This is a genomic window from Agrococcus sp. TSP3-2-1, from assembly GCF_049897585.1.
Taxonomy (GTDB): Bacteria; Actinomycetota; Actinomycetes; order Actinomycetales; family Microbacteriaceae; genus Agrococcus.
In genome coordinates this window covers 292,749-307,964 of sequence record NZ_JAFCWN010000002.1, presented here as the reverse complement: position 1 = coordinate 307,964, position 15,216 = coordinate 292,749, and the positions used below count along the sequence as shown (strand labels likewise).

Here is a 15,216-nt window from a genome sequence, read left to right as displayed (position 1 = left end):
CGGGATACGAGCGAGGGGCGACCGATCCGGCCGCCCCTCAGCGCCGCTCGACTCAGCCGCGTGCGCGCTCGTACGCGGCGAGCTGCTCGGCGTGCTCGCTGTTGAACTCGTCCATCGCCTGGCGGTTGCGCTCCTTCGCCCGGCGGCCGCGACGCGACTGGATGCCGCCGATCCAGATGGGCACCTCGCGGGCGATGACGAAGGCGAGCACCGAGAGCGGCGCGAGCAGGAGCTGCCCGAGCGACGCGGCGTCGATGCCGAGGACGGCGGTGAAGCTGCCCCAGCCGCCCTCCGACTCCATGAACGCGCCCGCGATGTGGGCGGCGTAGGTGAGCAGCGCGACGACGAAGCCGCCCAGCACGTGGGCCCACCAGCCGGCGCGGTTCGCGATGAGGCTGAGGATGAGGTAGCCGACGAAGAAGACGACGACGGGAAGCAGGTACGAGGGGCGCAGCCAGAGCGACTGGAGCGTCTCGGCGGCGTCGAACTGCCGGTCGAAGAGGTAACCGACGGCGAAGAAGGCGGCGGCGTGCAGGAGCCCGAAGACGAGCGTCGCGAGCAGCACGACCGCGACGCCGACGCCGCGCGCGCCCTTGCGGCGCGGGGGCACGGGCTCCTCCACGAGCACGATGGGCGAACCGCCGGCAGCGGCGCCGGACGTCGCGGCGTCCCCGCCGATCGCCGAGGCCGGCACCTCGTCGCGCACGTCGTCGCGCACGATGCCGAAGCGGTTCGAGCGGTCGCGGAGCGGCTGCTGCTGCTCGAGCGCCTGGGTCGGCTCCTCCGCGTGCGCATCCATCGCACGGGTGGGTGCGTCGTCGGCCGGGGTCGAGTCGCGCTCGTCGGTCATGTCGATCGCGCGAGTGGCGTCGTCGTCGTGGCGCTGCGCGTCGAGGGCCTGGGTGGGCTCGGGCTCGACGAACTCACGCCGGTCGCCATCGCCGCTCGCGGCGCCGGCCGCGACGCTCGCCTCGGTGAGACCGGCGATGCCCGCTCCGGGCGCGGCCTCGTCGCCGAGGCGGCGGAGGCCGAAGGAGGGACGGCGCGGCTCGACGAGCGCGGGCGGCTCGGTGGGCTCCGCGACCGGCTCGCTCTCGAGCGAGCTCGATGCGGCGTCGCCGTGCACCTGCTCGGGGGTGGGGCGAGCGGAGTCGTCGGGGTGCGCCGCGGAGTGCGAGGGTCCGCGGAGCGTCGAGGGCGCGATGACCGTGGGCTCGATCGGGCTGTCGCTCGCGGAGGGCCGCTCCAGCACCGCGGTGTCGGCATCGGGTTCGTGCTCGACGAGCGGCTGGTGCGCGTCGTGCTCGTCGACCGTCGTCGTCGCCGCCTCGGTCGAGTCGGGCGCGAGCTCCGCGGAGTGCGCCTCAGAGACCCCGGACGCGTCGGCGTCGGTGCCGCCGGTCGCGTCGGCGCGCTCGTCGGGCGCCGCCTTGGCGAGCGGCGCGGTGCCGAAGAAGCGGTCGCGCCACGACGTGGACTGCTGGTCGCTCATGGGTGGAACCTCCTGCGCCGGCACGGTGCCGGGTCGGGGCGATCTTAGGGGCGAGGCGGGGCAGGGATCGGGCGGCGCACCGCGAGCGGGCGAATCGCCCAGGGACGCGGAGAGGGCCGCTCCCCTCGGGAACGGCCCTCCTCGTGTGAGATCTCGATACGCGTGCGGCTTCGCCGCGCGCTACTCGATCCTGAGTGCTCCGCGCTCAACGCGACTGCGTCGCATTGAGCGCTTCGCACTCAGACGTACTGACCCGGCTCCTCGCCGAGCTCGCCGCCCGTGAAGGCGTCGAAGTCGAGGTACGACAGGTCGGACTCGTCGACGCCGCCGGCGTCGGCGAACAGGCGGTTCGGGTAGCGCTCCGCCTTCGCCTCCTCGGTGGCCTCGACCGTGACGTCGCGGTACCGCGCCAGGCCGGTGCCGGCCGGGATGAGCTTTCCGATGATGACGTTCTCCTTGAGGCCGAGCAGCGGGTCGCGCTTGCCGGCGAGCGCCGCCTCGGTGAGCACCTTCGTCGTCTCCTGGAAGGAGGCGGCCGAGAGCCACGACTCCGTCGCGAGCGACGCCTTCGTGATGCCCATGACCTCCTGGCGGGCCGAAGCGGTCTTCTTGCCCTCGGTCAGCGCGGCGCGGTTGAGCTCGTTGTACCGCGAGCGGTCGACGAGCTCACCGGGCAGCAGGTCGGTCTCGCCGTGGTCGACGACGGTGACCTTGCGCAGCATCTGCCGCACGATGACCTCGATGTGCTTGTCGTGGATCGGCACGCCCTGCGAGCGGTACACGTCCTGGACGCCCGAGACCAGGTGCTTCTGCACCTCGCGGACGCCGCGCACGCGCAGCACCTCCTTGGGGTCGATCGAGCCGACCTGCAGCTGCTGGCCCTGCTCGACGTGGTCGCCGTCCCCGACCTCGAGCGTCGCGCGGCGCAGCACCTGGTAGGTGAGCTCCTCGTCGCCGTTGTCGGGCGTGATGACGACGCGCTTCGACTTCTCGTCCTCCTCGATGCGCACCCGACCGGCGACCTCCGCGATGGGCGAGGCGTTCTTCGGGGTGCGAGCCTCGAAGAGCTCCGTCACGCGGGGCAGACCCTGCGTGATGTCGCTCGCACCGACCGATCCACCGGTGTGGAACGTGCGCATCGTGAGCTGCGTGCCGGGCTCGCCGATCGACTGGGCGGCGATGATGCCGACCGCCTCGCCGATGTCGACGAGCTTGCCGGTCGCGAGCGAGCGGCCGTAGCAGTGGGCGCACACGCCCACCGCCGACTCGCACGTGAGCACCGAGCGCACCTTGACCGTCTCGACGCCGGCGCCGATGAACGCGCGGATCTCGCGGTCGCCGATGTCGGAGCCGCCGGTGGCGAGCACCGTGCCGTCGGAGGCGACGACGTCGACCGCGAGGTTGCGGGCGAAGGCGGCCGACTCGACGTTCTCGTGCAGCACGAGCTGCCCGTCGATCGTCTCGGCAATCGGCACGTCGAGGCCGCGCTCGGTGCCGCAGTCGTCCTCGCGGATGATGACGTCCTGCGACACGTCGACGAGGCGACGCGTGAGGTAGCCCGAGTCGGCCGTGCGGAGCGCGGTGTCGGCCGAGCCCTTGCGCGCGCCGTGCGTGGCGATGAAGTACTCGGCGACCGTCAGTCCCTCGCGGTACGAGGAGATGATCGGGCGCGGGATGACCTCGCCCTTCGGGTTCGTCACGAGACCGCGCATGCCGGTGATGTTGCGCACCTGGATCCAGTTGCCGTTCGCGCCGGCGGTCACCATCCGGTAGATGGAGTTGCCCTCGTCGAACGCCTCCTGGGTGGCCTTCTGCACGTCGTTCGTGGCGCGGGTCCAGAGCTCGGTGAGGTCGCTGCGACGCTCGGCGTCGGTCAGCAGGCCCTTCTCGAACTTGTCCTGGATCTTCCGGGCCGCCTCCTCCGCGGCGCCGACGATCTCGTCCTTGCGCGCAGGGGTGATGACGTCGGAGAGCGCGACCGTGATGCCGGAGCGGGTCGCCCAGTGGAAGCCCGCGTCCTTGATCTTGTCGAGCGTCGCCGCCACCACGGTCTTCGGGTAGCGCTCGGCGAGCGCGTTCACGATGAGCGAGATGACCGGCTTCGCCGCGACCTCCGCGACGAACGGGAAGTCCGCCGGCAGCAGCTCGTTGAAGAGCGCGCGGCCGAGGGTCGTCTCGAGCAGGAACGGCTCACCGTCGACGAAGCCCTCCGGACGGTCCTGGTCCCGGAAGACGAGGCCCGACAGGCGGATGCGCACGACGGCGTTGAGGTCGAGCGTGCCCTGGTCCATGGCCATGATGGCCTCGGCGACCGAGGAGAACGCGCGGCCCGTGCCCACCGCATCCGCCTTGACGGACGTGAGGTGGTGGAGGCCCGAGACGATCTCGTGGGTCGGGAGCGTCACCGGTCGGCCGTCGGACGGCTTCAGGATGTTGTTCGACGCGAGCATGAGCACGCGGGCCTCGGCCTGCGCCTCGACCGAGAGCGGCAGGTGCACAGCCATCTGGTCGCCGTCGAAGTCGGCGTTGAACGCCGAGCAGACGAGCGGGTGCAGCTGGATGGCCTTGCCCTCGACGAGGAGCGGCTCGAACGCCTGGATGCCGAGGCGGTGCAGCGTGGGCGCGCGGTTCAGCAGCACGGGGCGCTCGCGGATGATCTCCTCGAGCACGTCCCACACCTGCGGCTTCGACCGCTCGACCATGCGCTTCGCGTGCTTGATGTTCTGCGAGTGGCCCAGGTCGATGAGGCGCTTGATGACGAACGGCTTGAACAGCTCGAGCGCCATCTGCTTCGGCAGGCCGCACTGGTGCAGCTGCAGCTGCGGGCCCACGACGATGACCGAGCGGCCCGAGTAGTCGACGCGCTTGCCGAGCAGGTTCTGGCGGAACCGGCCCTGCTTTCCCTTCAGCATGTCGGAGAGCGACTTGAGCGCGCGGTTGCCCGTGCCCGTGACGGGGCGGCCGCGGCGGCCGTTGTCGAACAGGGCGTCGACCGCCTCCTGCAGCATGCGCTTCTCGTTGTTCACGATGATCTCGGGGGCACCGAGGTCGAGCAGGCGGCGGAGTCGGTTGTTGCGGTTGATGACGCGGCGGTACAGGTCGTTCAGGTCGCTCGTCGCGAACCGGCCACCGTCGAGCTGCACCATCGGGCGCAGCTCCGGCGGGATGACCGGGACGACGTCGAGCACCATCGCGGCCGGGCTGTTGCCCGTCTGCAGGAACGAGTTGACGACCTTGAGGCGCTTGATCGCGCGGATCTTGCGCTGGCCCTTGCCCTCGGCGATCTGCTGGTGCAGGTCCTCGGACTCGGCCGCGAGGTCGAACGAGAGCAGGCGCAGCTTGATCGCCTCGGCGCCCATGTGGCCCTCGAAGAACTCCCCGTAGAGGTCGACGAGGTCGTGGTAGACCGCGTCCTCCGCCTTCAGGTCGCCGACCTTGAGCGAGCGGAAGTCGTCGAAGACCCGCTCCATGTGGGCGATCTGGTCGTCGGCGATCTTGCGCAGCTGCGCCATCTCGCGCTCACCCGCGTCGCGGACCTTGCGCTTCTGGTCGGCCTTCGCGCCCTCCTCCTCGAGCTCGGCGACATCCGTCTCGAGCTGCGCGAGGCGCTCGGCGATGTCGGCGTCGCGGCGCTTCTCGATCTCGCCGATCTTGAGGCGGAGCTCCTGCTCGAGCGCCGGCAGGCGCTCGTGGCGAGCCTCGTCGTCGACCCGGATGATCATGTACGCGGCGAAGTAGATGACCTTCTCGAGGTCCTTCGGCGCCATGTCGAGCAGGTAGCCGAGTCGGCTGGGCACGCCCTTGAAGTACCAGATGTGCGTCACCGGGGCGGCGAGCTCGATGTGGCCCATGCGCTCGCGGCGCACGGACGACTTCGTGACCTCGACACCGCAGCGCTCGCAGACGATGCCCTTGAAGCGCACGCGCTTGTACTTGCCGCACGCGCACTCCCAGTCGCGGCTGGGACCGAAGATCTGCTCGCCGAACAGGCCGTCCTTCTCCGGCTTCAGCGTGCGGTAGTTGATGGTCTCCGGCTTCTTCACCTCGCCGTAGGACCATGCCCGGATGTCGTCGGCCGTTGCGAGGCCGATCCGCAGCTCATCGAACGTGGTTGCGTCGATCAATGCTTTTCCTCTTGTCTTCGAGTTCTGTTCTGCGGCTGCCGGATCAGATGTCGTCGATCGACGACATCTCGGGGCGCGAGAGGTTGATGCCGAGCTCCTCGGCCGTGCGGAGCGCCTCGTCCTCGTCGTCGCGCAGGGTGACCACGTCACCCGCGGCGTTGAGCACCTCGACGTTCAGGCACAGCGACTGCATCTCCTTCATGAGCACCTTGAAGGACTCGGGGATGCCGGGCTCCTGGATGTTCTCGCCCTTGACGATCGCCTCGTACACCTTCACGCGGCCGACGATGTCGTCGGACTTGATGGTGAGCAGCTCCTGCAGGGTGTAGGCGGCGCCGTACGCCTCGAGCGCCCAGACCTCCATCTCGCCGAACCGCTGGCCGCCGAACTGGGCCTTACCGCCCAGGGGCTGCTGCGTGATCATCGAGTAGGGGCCGGTCGAGCGCGCGTGGATCTTGTCGTCGACCAGGTGGTGGAGCTTGAGGATGTACATGTAGCCGACCGAGATCGGGTACGGGAAGGGCTCGCCCGAGCGGCCGTCGAAGAGGTCCGCCTTGCCGGAGCCGTCGACGAGCCGCTGGCCGTCGCGCGTCGGGAGCGTCGCGTCGAGCAGGCCGATGATGGCCTCCTCGGTCGCGCCGTCGAACACGGGGGTCGCGACCTTCGTGTTCGCGGGCGCCTCGAGCGTGCGCGGGTCGAGGCCCTCGGCCCAGTCGGGGGTGCCCTCGACCTTCCAGCCCGTCTTCGCGATCCAGCCGAGGTGCGTCTCGAGCACCTGGCCGAAGTTCATGCGCTTCGGGATGCCGAGCGGGTTGAGCACGATGTCGACCGGCGTGCCGTCCGCGAGGAACGGCATGTCCTCCTCGGGCAGGATCTTCGCGATGACGCCCTTGTTGCCGTGACGGCCGGCGAGCTTGTCGCCCTCGGTGATCTTGCGCTTCTGCGCGATGTAGACCACGACCTTCTCGTGCACGCCCGAGCCGAGCTCGTCGTCGCCGTCCTCAGCGCGGAACTGCTTGACCGCGATGACCGTGCCCTGCTCGCCGTGCGGCACCTTGAGGGACGTGTCGCGCACCTCGCGGCTCTTCTCGTTGAAGATCGCGCGCAGCAGGCGCTCCTCGGCGCTCAGCTCGGTCTCGCCCTTCGGCGTGACCTTGCCGACGAGGATGTCGCCCGGCACGACCTCGGCGCCGATGCGGATGATGCCGCGCTCGTCGAGGTCGGCGAGCAGGTCGGGACCGACGTTGGGGAGGTCACGCGTGATCTCCTCCTTGCCCAGCTTCGTGTCGCGGGCGTCGACCTCGTACTCCTCGATGTGGATCGACGAGAGCACGTCCTCCTTCACCAGGTTCTGGCTCAGGATGATGGCGTCCTCGTAGTTGTGGCCCTCCCACGGCATGAACGCCACGAGCAGGTTGCGGCCGAGGGCGAGCTCGCCCTGGTCGGTCGCGGGGCCGTCGGCGATGACCTCGCCGGCCTCGATGCGGTCGCCCGCCGAGACGATGACGCGGTGGTTGTACGACGTGCCCTGGTTCGAGCGGTCGAACTTGCGCAGGAAGTACTGCTGCGTGCCGCCCTCGTCGAGCTGCACCGTGACCAGATCGGCCGAGACCTCGGCGACCACGCCCGACGCATCCGCCGTGATGACGTCGCCGGAGTCGATCGCGGCGAAGCCCTCCATGCCGGTGCCGACGTACGGCGACTCGGAGCGGACGAGCGGCACGGCCTGGCGCTGCATGTTCGCACCCATGAGGGCGCGGTTGGCGTCGTCGTGCTCGAGGAACGGGATGAGGCTCGTCGCGACCGACACCATCTGGCGCGGCGAGACGTCCATGTAGTCGACCTCGGTCGGGACGACGAGCTCGACCTCCTCGCCCTTGCGACGAGCGACGACGCGCTCCTCGACGAAGCGCTGCGACGAGTCGAGGCGGTTGTTCGCGTGGGCGACGACGAACTCGTCCTCCTCGGAGGCGGTGAGGTAGTCGATCTTCTCGCTCACGACGCCGTTCTCGACCCGGCGGTACGGGGTCTCGATGAAGCCGAACGAGTTGATGCGCGCGAAGGTCGCGAGCGAGCCGATGAGGCCGATGTTCGGGCCCTCAGGCGTCTCGATCGGGCACATGCGGCCGTAGTGCGAGGGGTGCACGTCGCGCACCTCGACGCCTGCACGCTCGCGCGAGAGGCCGCCGGGGCCGAGCGCCGAGAGGCGACGCTTGTGGGTCAGGCCCGCGAGCGGGTTGTTCTGATCCATGAACTGCGACAGCTGCGAGGTGCCGAAGAACTCCTTGATCGCCGCCGAGACCGGACGCACGTTGATGAGCGTCTGGGGCGTGATCGCCTCGATGTCCTGCGTCGACATGCGCTCGCGCACGACGCGCTCCATGCGAGCCAGGCCCGTGCGGACCTGGTTCTGGATGAGCTCGCCGACCGCGCGGATGCGGCGGTTGCCGAAGTGGTCGATGTCGTCGACGTCGAGGCGGATGTCGACCGGCTCGCCCTTGCGGACGCCCGGCAGGGTCGTGTCGCCGTTGTGCAGCGCGACGAGGTACTTGATGGTCGCGACGATGTCGTCGACCGAGAGCACCGAGTCGCTCATGGGCACGTCGATGCCGAGCTTGCGGTTGATCTTGTAGCGGCCGACCTTCGCGAGGTCGTAGCGCTTCGGGTTGAAGTAGAAGTTGTCGAGCAGCGCGCGGGCGGCCTCGGCGGCGACCTGCTCGCCCGGACGCAGCTTGCGGTAGATGTCGCGGAGGGCGTCCTCCTTCGTCATCGGCGCGTCCTTCTCGAGCGTCGCGAGGATCGACTCGTAGCCGGCGAACTCGCGCGCGATGTCCTCGGCGGTGAGGCCGAGCGCCTTGAGGAAGACCGTGACGGACTGCTTGCGCTTGCGGTCGATGCGCACGCCGACGGCGTCGCGCTTGTCGACCTCGAACTCGAGCCACGCGCCGCGGCTCGGGATGACGCGAGCCGAGTAGACGTCCTTGTCGGAGTTCTTCTCGGGGGTGCGCTCGAAGTAGACGCCGGGGCTGCGGACGAGCTGCGAGACGACCACGCGCTCGGTGCCGTTCACGATGAACGTGCCCTTCTCGGTCATGAGCGGGAAGTCGCCCATGAAGACGGTCTGCGACTTGATCTCGCCCGTCTCGTGGTTCATGAACTCAGCGGAGACGTAGAGCGGAGCGGCGTAGGTCTTGCCGCGCTCCTTGCACTCGTCGATCGTGTACTTCGGCACGTCCAGGACGGGCTCCGAGAACGAGAGCTGCATCTTCTCGCTCAGGTCCTCGATCGGGGAGATCTCCTCGAAGATCTCCTCGAGCCCCGAGTGCGCGGGGATGTCGTCGCGGCCGGCGGCCGTCGCCTCGTCGAGGCGGGCCTTCCACGCGTCGTCGCCGATGAGCCATTCGAAGCTCTCGGTCTGCAGCGCCAGCAGGTCGGGGACGGTGAGCGTCTCCGGGATTCGGGAGAAGCTCAGTCGGCTTGCGTTCCGACCGGTCTTGGGGCTCAGTTCAGCCAAGGCAGATACCTCCGGGCCGGGAAGGGTTGCGGGTCTTCCCGGGATCGTGTCGTCGGTGAGAGACTCGTCAACACCCTTGAAGCGCCCGGTCTCCGGGCGCGCGCCGACCGCAATATGAAGGCAGAGGGGATGTCTGTGAGCGCAAGGATTCACACTACGCCTCGCGCGTCCGCGTGTCCAGTCACCGCGGCGTGTCGGCTGGTGCTCGCCCGGACGTCGATGCTAGCGCGGCGCGCGGGCGGCTCGCGGTAGCGACAGGATGGGAGCGTGGAGACCCCGAGCCGCCGCCTCTCGAGCGGCATGCACGCCGAGATGCGCTACGCCTCGGCGGGCGGCTGGCAGCTCGTCGTCGACGGCACGCCGCAGTCGCACGTCGACCCCGAGCGCCCGCAGCTGCTCGTCTACGAGTACGTGCAGCAGATCGGCCACGTCATCGACGCGCTCGAGCCCGGCCCCATCACCGCGGTGCACCTCGGCGCCGGCGCGCTGACGCTCCCCCGCTACGTCGACGCGACCCGGCCGGGCTCCCGGCAGCAGGTCATCGAGATCGAACCGGCGCTCGTCGAGCTCGTGCGCGAGGTCGCCCCGCTCCCCCGCGGCGCGAGCGTGCGGCTGCGCTACGGGGATGCGCGCGAGCAGCTCGCCCGCTTGCCGAAGGGGCTCGTCGGCGCCGCCGACCTCGTGGTCGTGGATGTGTTCTCGGGCTCCCAGACGCCGGCCCACGTGACGACCGTGGAGTTCCACGCCCTCGCGCGCGAGCTGCTCGCCCCGGCGGGGGTCGTCGCGGTGAACATCGCCGACGACCGGCAGCTCGCGTTCGCGAAGCGCCAGCTCGCGGCCCTGCTCGAGGTGCACGCCGAGGCGGCCGCGCTCGCCGACCCCGGCATGCTCAAGGGCCGCCGCTTCGGCAACGTCGTCGCCATCGCGGGCGCGACGCTCCCCGACCTCGAGTCGATCGGCCGGGCGCTGCGCCGCGACCCGCTGCCGGGGAAGGTCGTCGCGGGCGAGGAGCTCCGCCGCTTCCTCGGCGGCGCGCTACCGGCGCGCGACGCCGACGCGACGCCGAGCCCCGCACCGAGCCGCGGCATCTTCGGCTGACGGCCCCCCACCGATCGCTGAGCCGCTCCGCGCGCGGAGCGCGCTGAACGTGTCGACGCGCGCCGCGCCGCGCACCCCGTTCTGCAGGCGATCTCGGCCGCTCGAGGGGAATGCTCCCTCGGCCCGCCCGATCGCCTGCGAAGCGGTTCGCGGCGCGGCTCCCGGCGGATCCGCGAACCTGCGGCACGATGTCGGGATGAGCGAGTCGATCGGCTACGACCAGACCGCGCTGCGCAACGCCGTCGACGTGGCGGCCGCCGCCCGCCGGCTCCGCGAGCTCGGGCGCGAGCGCTCGCTCGCCGCCGTCTCGGAGCGCGCGTGGCTGCTCGAGAGCATCGGGCGGCTCGACGAGGCGCTCGCCGCCGCCAGCGAGGCGGTGACGCTCGCCCGCGCGTCCGGCTCGCGCGACCGCGCCGCCGAGGCCCGGCTGCTGCGCGCATCCGTGGTGCAGACGCGCGGCGACCTCTCGACGGCGCTCCGCGAGTGCACCGCGATCATCGCCGAGGCGCGCTCGAACGACTGGGTCGAGCTGTGGGCGCACGCGCTCCAGCAGCGCGGCACCGTGCACTTCGCGCTCGGCCGCTGGCAGGAGGCGTGCGTCGACTTCACCGTCGCCGTCGAGCTGTGCCGCGAGGCCGACCTGCCGCCCGAGCAGCTCGAGGCCGCAGAGATCGCGCTGCTCGTGGCGACCGACCGGGCGCAGACCGAGGCGGTGCGGGCCGAGCAGGACGTGCCGCGCGCGAGCCACCCGATCTGGGGCGGGCGCTGACCCTCCACAGGCTCGCCTCGCCGGTTCGCGCCGCGCGGCACCCTGCTGGCATGCTCGCTGCCGGCGGGAGGTGACGGATGGCGGAGCTCGAGCGGGTGCGGGTGTGGGCGGAGGCCCTCATCCGGCTGCACCTCGACGAGTCGTGGAGCTTCGAGTTCGATCGCGCGGTCAAGCGCGCGGGCCTCACCGACTTCCGCGCGCGGCGCATCTCCGTCTCGAAGCACCTCGCCGCCCGCTGGGATGACGACGACGTGCACCAGACGCTGCTGCACGAGGTGGCGCACGCGATGGTCGGGCCCGGCGCGGGCCACGGTCCGGTGTGGCGACGCGCGGCCCGCGAGCTGGGCTACGTCGGCGGGCGCACGCACCAGGGCGAGATCGCGGCGGAGCGCGCCGGCTGGCTCGGCGAGTGCCCGGGCGGCCACGAGCACGTGCGCTTCCGCGCGCCACGCGGGCGCTACGCGTGCAAGGCGTGCTCGCGCTCGGCCCGGCGAGTGGTCGAGATCCGCTGGCGCCGCCGGCCGGTGGCGGCGTGACGTCGCGGCGGCTCTCGAGCGGCCGCGAGGCACGGCTCGAGGCGGCTGACGATGGTCTCGTGCTCGTGATCGACGGCATCGAGCAGTCGCACATCGCGTCGCCCGGGACCGCGCCTCGGCACGCCTCGGCGCGCTGGATGCTCGCGGCGGCGCTCGAGTGCCTCGCCGGCGGCGGGCGGCGCTCGCTGCACCTCGGCGGCGGCGCGGCGACCCTGCCGCGGCTGCTGCAGCACGAGCTGCCGCACCTCACCCAGCGGGTCGTCGAGCTCGAGCCGGCGCTCGCCGAGCTCGTGCGAGCCGAGGCGCCGCTGCCCGACGGCGTCGAGCTCGAGGTCGGTGACGGCCGCGCCGTGCTCGAGGCGCAGGCCGAGCCCGTCTCGATCGTGCTCTCGGATGTCTTCGGCGGCGGTAGCGTGCCGGCACCGTTCACGTCGATCGAGTTCTACGCCGCCGCGCGCGCGGCGCTCGAGCCGGGCGGCGGGCTGCTCGTCAACTCCGCTGACGGGCCGCCGCTCGCGTTCGTGCGCGCGCAGCTCGCGACCGTGCGGGCCGTCTTCGCGCACGTCGCCCTCATCTCGACCGGCTCGACCCTCGCGGGTGCGCGGTTCGGCAACGTCGTGCTGCTCGCGAGCGACGCGCCGCTGCCCCTCGACGCGATCCGCGAGCGGCTCCGCGGCGAGGTTCCGCCCGTCGCCGTGCTCCCCTGGTCGCGGCTCGAGCGGTTCGTCGCCGACACCGCGCCCGAGCCGATCACCGACGCGACCGCGGTCGACTCCGCGTCGCCGTCCCGCTCGGCCTACCTCGGGCCGGGCGCCCTGCCGCCGTCGCTGCTCGAGCGCGACGGCGACTGATCCCGCTCGGGGCGGCCCGACGCATCCCACCCCGCACCCTCGGCCGGCGCGACGTCGACCGCGCTCGACGCCGCGGGCGGCACGTCGTCGGGTGGCGCCGCGGCGTCGTAGGAGGCGCTGATCTGCCGGTACGACTTCGACAGCATCGCGAGCGCCGCGGCGATGATCATGACGACGCCGCCGATGAGGAACACGAGCGCGATGCCGCGCGCGACGCCGGTGCCGAGCAGCGGCTCGAGCGCCGCCGAGCCCTCGCTCGAGCGCGCCCACGGGAGGATCCAGAACTCGGCGAGCGGTGCGATGAGGAACGCGGTGATCGGTGCCGCCGCCGCCTCGAACGCCATCGCGAAGCCGAACACGCGACCTTGGCGCGAGAGCGGCACGACACGCTGGATGATCGTCTGCTCGGCGGCCTCGGCGGCCGGGATGAGGCACATGTAGAGCCAGATGCCGCTGGCGTAGAGCCACCACCACTCGCGGATCGTGAAGAGCGCGCCGAGCGCGCCCATCGCCATCACGACGATGAGCAGCGTGCGGATCGGGCGCTTGCCGAGGCCGAAGCGCGCGATCGCGAGGCCGCCGACGATGAAGCCCGTCGAGGCGGCGCCGAAGACGACGCCCCACATCTCGACCGAGAACAGCTCGAGTCCGTACGGGTCCATGAGCGCCATGTAGAGGCCGCCGATGAGGTTGTTGAAGGTCGAGAAGAGGATGAGCGCGAAGAGGCCGCCGATCGCGAGCACCGCGCGCAGCGAGCCGCGCAGGTCGACGCCCCGAGCGGTGTCGTCGGCGTCGAGCTCGACGACGTCCTGCGGCATGCGGAGCGTCAGCAGGTGCGCGAGGCTCACGCTCGTGAGGGCGACGGCGATCGCGATCGTCCAGCCCATGCCGAGCTGCCCGATCGCGAGGCCCGAGAGCACGCTCGTGACGATGAAGGCGAGGCCCTGCACGGTGCCGACGAGGCCGTTCGCGTTCGCATGCCGCTCGTCGGGCACGAGCATCGTGACCGTCGTCGAGAGCGCGATGTTGCGCATCTGCTCGACGACCGCGCCGCCGAGCACGATCGCGCCGAAGAGCCAGAACCACGGGGCGCCGAGGTCGAGCAGCATCGGCTCGGGCATCAGCAGGTACAAGACGCCCGCCACCGAGAAGGCGACGAGCGTGACGGTGCCCGAGAGCAGCATGACGCGCAGCTTGCGGTGGTGGTCGACGATCGTGCCGAAGAGCATGCTGCCGAACGCGACGAACAGCATGTAGGCGCCGCCGATGATGCCGGTCGCGAGCACGGAGCGGGTCTCGAGGTAGACCCAGAACGTCAGCGCGAACCACAGGAAGCTCGTGGTCAGGTTGGCGAGGGCGGTGTTGATCAGCACGTGGAGGAACGTGCGCTCGCCCTGCGTCCTCGTCATCGAGGTCATGCGGGCACGCTAGACCCGGCCGCCCACATCGCGACACCGGCGAGTCGCCGGCGAGGGCCGCGCATGCTTGTGCACGCTCTTGCGGCTCCCCGCCGCGGTGCGCCGCAGGGGCGTGCACATCGCTCGTGGCGAGGGCGCCGACGTGGCCGTCGATGAAGCGCGCGCTCTCCACAGGCGGCCGCTCGCCGCCGGCGCGCGCACCCGCGGCGAGGCAGAGTGCGCGCATGCCGCCGCTGCCCGCGCCGCTCCCCGAGCCGTTCGCCGGCCGACCGTTCCTCGTCGGCGCCGCCCTGCGAGCGGGCGTGAGCCCGGCGCGAGTGCGCGCCCGCGACCTCGTCGCGCCGTTCCGCGGCGTGCGCGCCGACGCCGCCGATGACCTGCAGTCGATCGCCGCCGCCTACGCGACGCGCATGCCGCCGCACCACTCCTACGGCGGCACGACCGCCGCGCGGCTGTGGGGGCTCCCGCTTCCCGACGACTGGTCGGCCGACGAGCCGCTCGTGATCGCGCGGCCGAACGGCAGCACACGCGGACGCTCAGCCGGCACGCGGCACATCGCCATCGACGCGGATCGGCTGCGGAGCGCGTCGCACCACGGCCTGCGGCTCCTCGCTCCCGGGGCGACCGCGCTCACCCTCGCGCGCGAGCTCCCGCACGAGCGGCTCGTGCACGTCGTCGACGCGCTCCTGACCGGCTCGACGCGCTACCCCGACCTCGACCTCCCGAAGCGTCCCTACGCGACGATCGAGGCGCTGCTCGACTTCCTCGACGACTGCCGCGGGCTGCGGGGCGCTCGCGCTCTGCGCGCCGCCGCTGTCGATGCGCGCGCGGCCGTCGACTCCCGCTTCGAGAGCATCACGCGCCGCGTCATCGTCCTCGCGGGGCTCCCGGAGCCCGAGGTGCATCCGCTCGTGGTCATCGACGGCGTGCGACTGCACCCGGACCTCGGCTACCCCGCGCTGCGGATCGCCGTCGAGTACGAGGGCGAGGGGCACCTCGACCCGAAGCGGTGGGCCGACGACATCCTGCGCTACGAGATGCTCGAAGCCGCCGGCTGGATCGTGGTCCGCATCACGAAGGCCGATGTCGCGGGCTCGGGAGTCCGCTGCGCGAGGCGCGTCCGCGCCGCGCTGGCCCGTCGCGCGTAGCGCTCGACCGTGTCCACGCAGCCACATGCACGCTCTTGCGGCTCGAGGCGCCGCCGAGCAGCAGGAGCGTGCACATCGTGGCCGCAGTCACCGAGTGGCGCCCATGCATGTGCACGCTGTTGCGGCTCGAGACGCCGCCGAGCAGCAAGAGCGTGCACTTCGCCACCGACCCCCGCAGGCATGTGCACGCTGTTGCGGCTCGAGGCGCCGCCGAGCAGCAGGAGCGTGCACATCGCGGCAGGGGGCCGGTCGGCGGCGGCCCGCCG

The 15,216-nt window shown here is 71.6% G+C and carries 9 protein-coding genes; 5 read left to right on the top strand and 4 right to left on the bottom strand.

Annotated features, from left to right (window positions below; all coding sequences use genetic code 11):
* Positions 1-52: 52 nt before the first annotated feature.
* From ACP7BI_RS04000 to rpoB, 3 genes are all read right to left on the bottom strand, one after another.
* Complete coding sequence (locus tag ACP7BI_RS04000; protein ID WP_425843905.1) at positions 53-1,492, bottom strand: hypothetical protein; 1,440 nt, start codon at positions 1,490-1,492, stop codon at positions 53-55.
* A 239-nt stretch (positions 1,493-1,731) separates the two neighbouring features.
* Complete coding sequence (gene rpoC / locus ACP7BI_RS03995) at positions 1,732-5,616, bottom strand: DNA-directed RNA polymerase subunit beta' (protein ID WP_425843904.1); 3,885 nt, start codon at positions 5,614-5,616, stop codon at positions 1,732-1,734.
* 43 nt (positions 5,617-5,659) lie between these two features.
* The gene (gene rpoB, locus ACP7BI_RS03990; RefSeq protein WP_211446740.1) at positions 5,660-9,130 is read right to left on the bottom strand and encodes a DNA-directed RNA polymerase subunit beta; all 3,471 of its coding nucleotides are present in this window, start codon (positions 9,128-9,130) and stop codon (positions 5,660-5,662) included.
* 300 nt (positions 9,131-9,430) lie between these two features.
* Between rpoB and ACP7BI_RS03985 the strand changes: the two genes are divergently transcribed.
* The 4 genes from ACP7BI_RS03985 (at position 9,431) to ACP7BI_RS03970 (ending at position 12,384) form a co-directional block, all read left to right on the top strand.
* A complete protein-coding gene (locus tag ACP7BI_RS03985) occupies positions 9,431-10,228 on the top strand; it encodes a spermidine synthase (protein ID WP_425844073.1) in 798 nt (265 codons plus the stop codon).
* A 196-nt stretch (positions 10,229-10,424) separates the two neighbouring features.
* Entirely contained in the window at positions 10,425-10,997 is a 573-nt protein-coding gene (locus tag ACP7BI_RS03980; RefSeq protein ID WP_211446742.1) for a hypothetical protein, read from the top strand.
* 77 nt (positions 10,998-11,074) lie between these two features.
* Complete coding sequence (locus ACP7BI_RS03975; RefSeq protein ID WP_425843903.1) at positions 11,075-11,533, top strand: SprT-like domain-containing protein; 459 nt, start codon at positions 11,075-11,077, stop codon at positions 11,531-11,533.
* The gene (locus tag ACP7BI_RS03970; protein WP_425843901.1) at positions 11,530-12,384 is read left to right on the top strand and encodes a spermidine synthase; all 855 of its coding nucleotides are present in this window, start codon (positions 11,530-11,532) and stop codon (positions 12,382-12,384) included. The genes ACP7BI_RS03975 and ACP7BI_RS03970 overlap by 4 nt, the downstream gene beginning before the upstream one ends.
* Here the strand turns inward: ACP7BI_RS03970 and ACP7BI_RS03965 are convergent.
* Positions 12,330-13,802, bottom strand: coding sequence for an MFS transporter (locus tag ACP7BI_RS03965; protein ID WP_425843900.1), 1,473 nt, complete (start codon positions 13,800-13,802; stop codon positions 12,330-12,332). The two genes, ACP7BI_RS03970 and ACP7BI_RS03965, sit on opposite strands and share 55 nt — an antisense overlap.
* A gap of 224 nt (positions 13,803-14,026) precedes the next feature.
* Between ACP7BI_RS03965 and ACP7BI_RS03960 the strand changes: the two genes are divergently transcribed.
* Positions 14,027-14,950 (top strand): endonuclease domain-containing protein, encoded by a 924-nt coding sequence (locus ACP7BI_RS03960; RefSeq protein ID WP_425843898.1) that lies wholly within the window; start codon positions 14,027-14,029, stop codon positions 14,948-14,950.
* The last annotated feature ends 266 nt before the right edge of the window (positions 14,951-15,216 follow it).

Coding starts and splice junctions, on each gene's coding strand:
- ACP7BI_RS03975 (WP_425843903.1), top strand. CDS start 11,075: ATGGCGGAGCTCGAGCGGGTGCGGGTGTGGGCGGAGGCCCTCATCCGG.
- ACP7BI_RS03965 (WP_425843900.1), bottom strand. CDS start 13,802: ATGACCTCGATGACGAGGACGCAGGGCGAGCGCACGTTCCTCCACGTG.
- ACP7BI_RS03985 (WP_425844073.1), top strand. CDS start 9,431: ATGCACGCCGAGATGCGCTACGCCTCGGCGGGCGGCTGGCAGCTCGTC.
- ACP7BI_RS03960 (WP_425843898.1), top strand. CDS start 14,027: ATGCCGCCGCTGCCCGCGCCGCTCCCCGAGCCGTTCGCCGGCCGACCG.
- ACP7BI_RS04000 (WP_425843905.1), bottom strand. CDS start 1,492: ATGAGCGACCAGCAGTCCACGTCGTGGCGCGACCGCTTCTTCGGCACC.
- ACP7BI_RS03980 (WP_211446742.1), top strand. CDS start 10,425: ATGAGCGAGTCGATCGGCTACGACCAGACCGCGCTGCGCAACGCCGTC.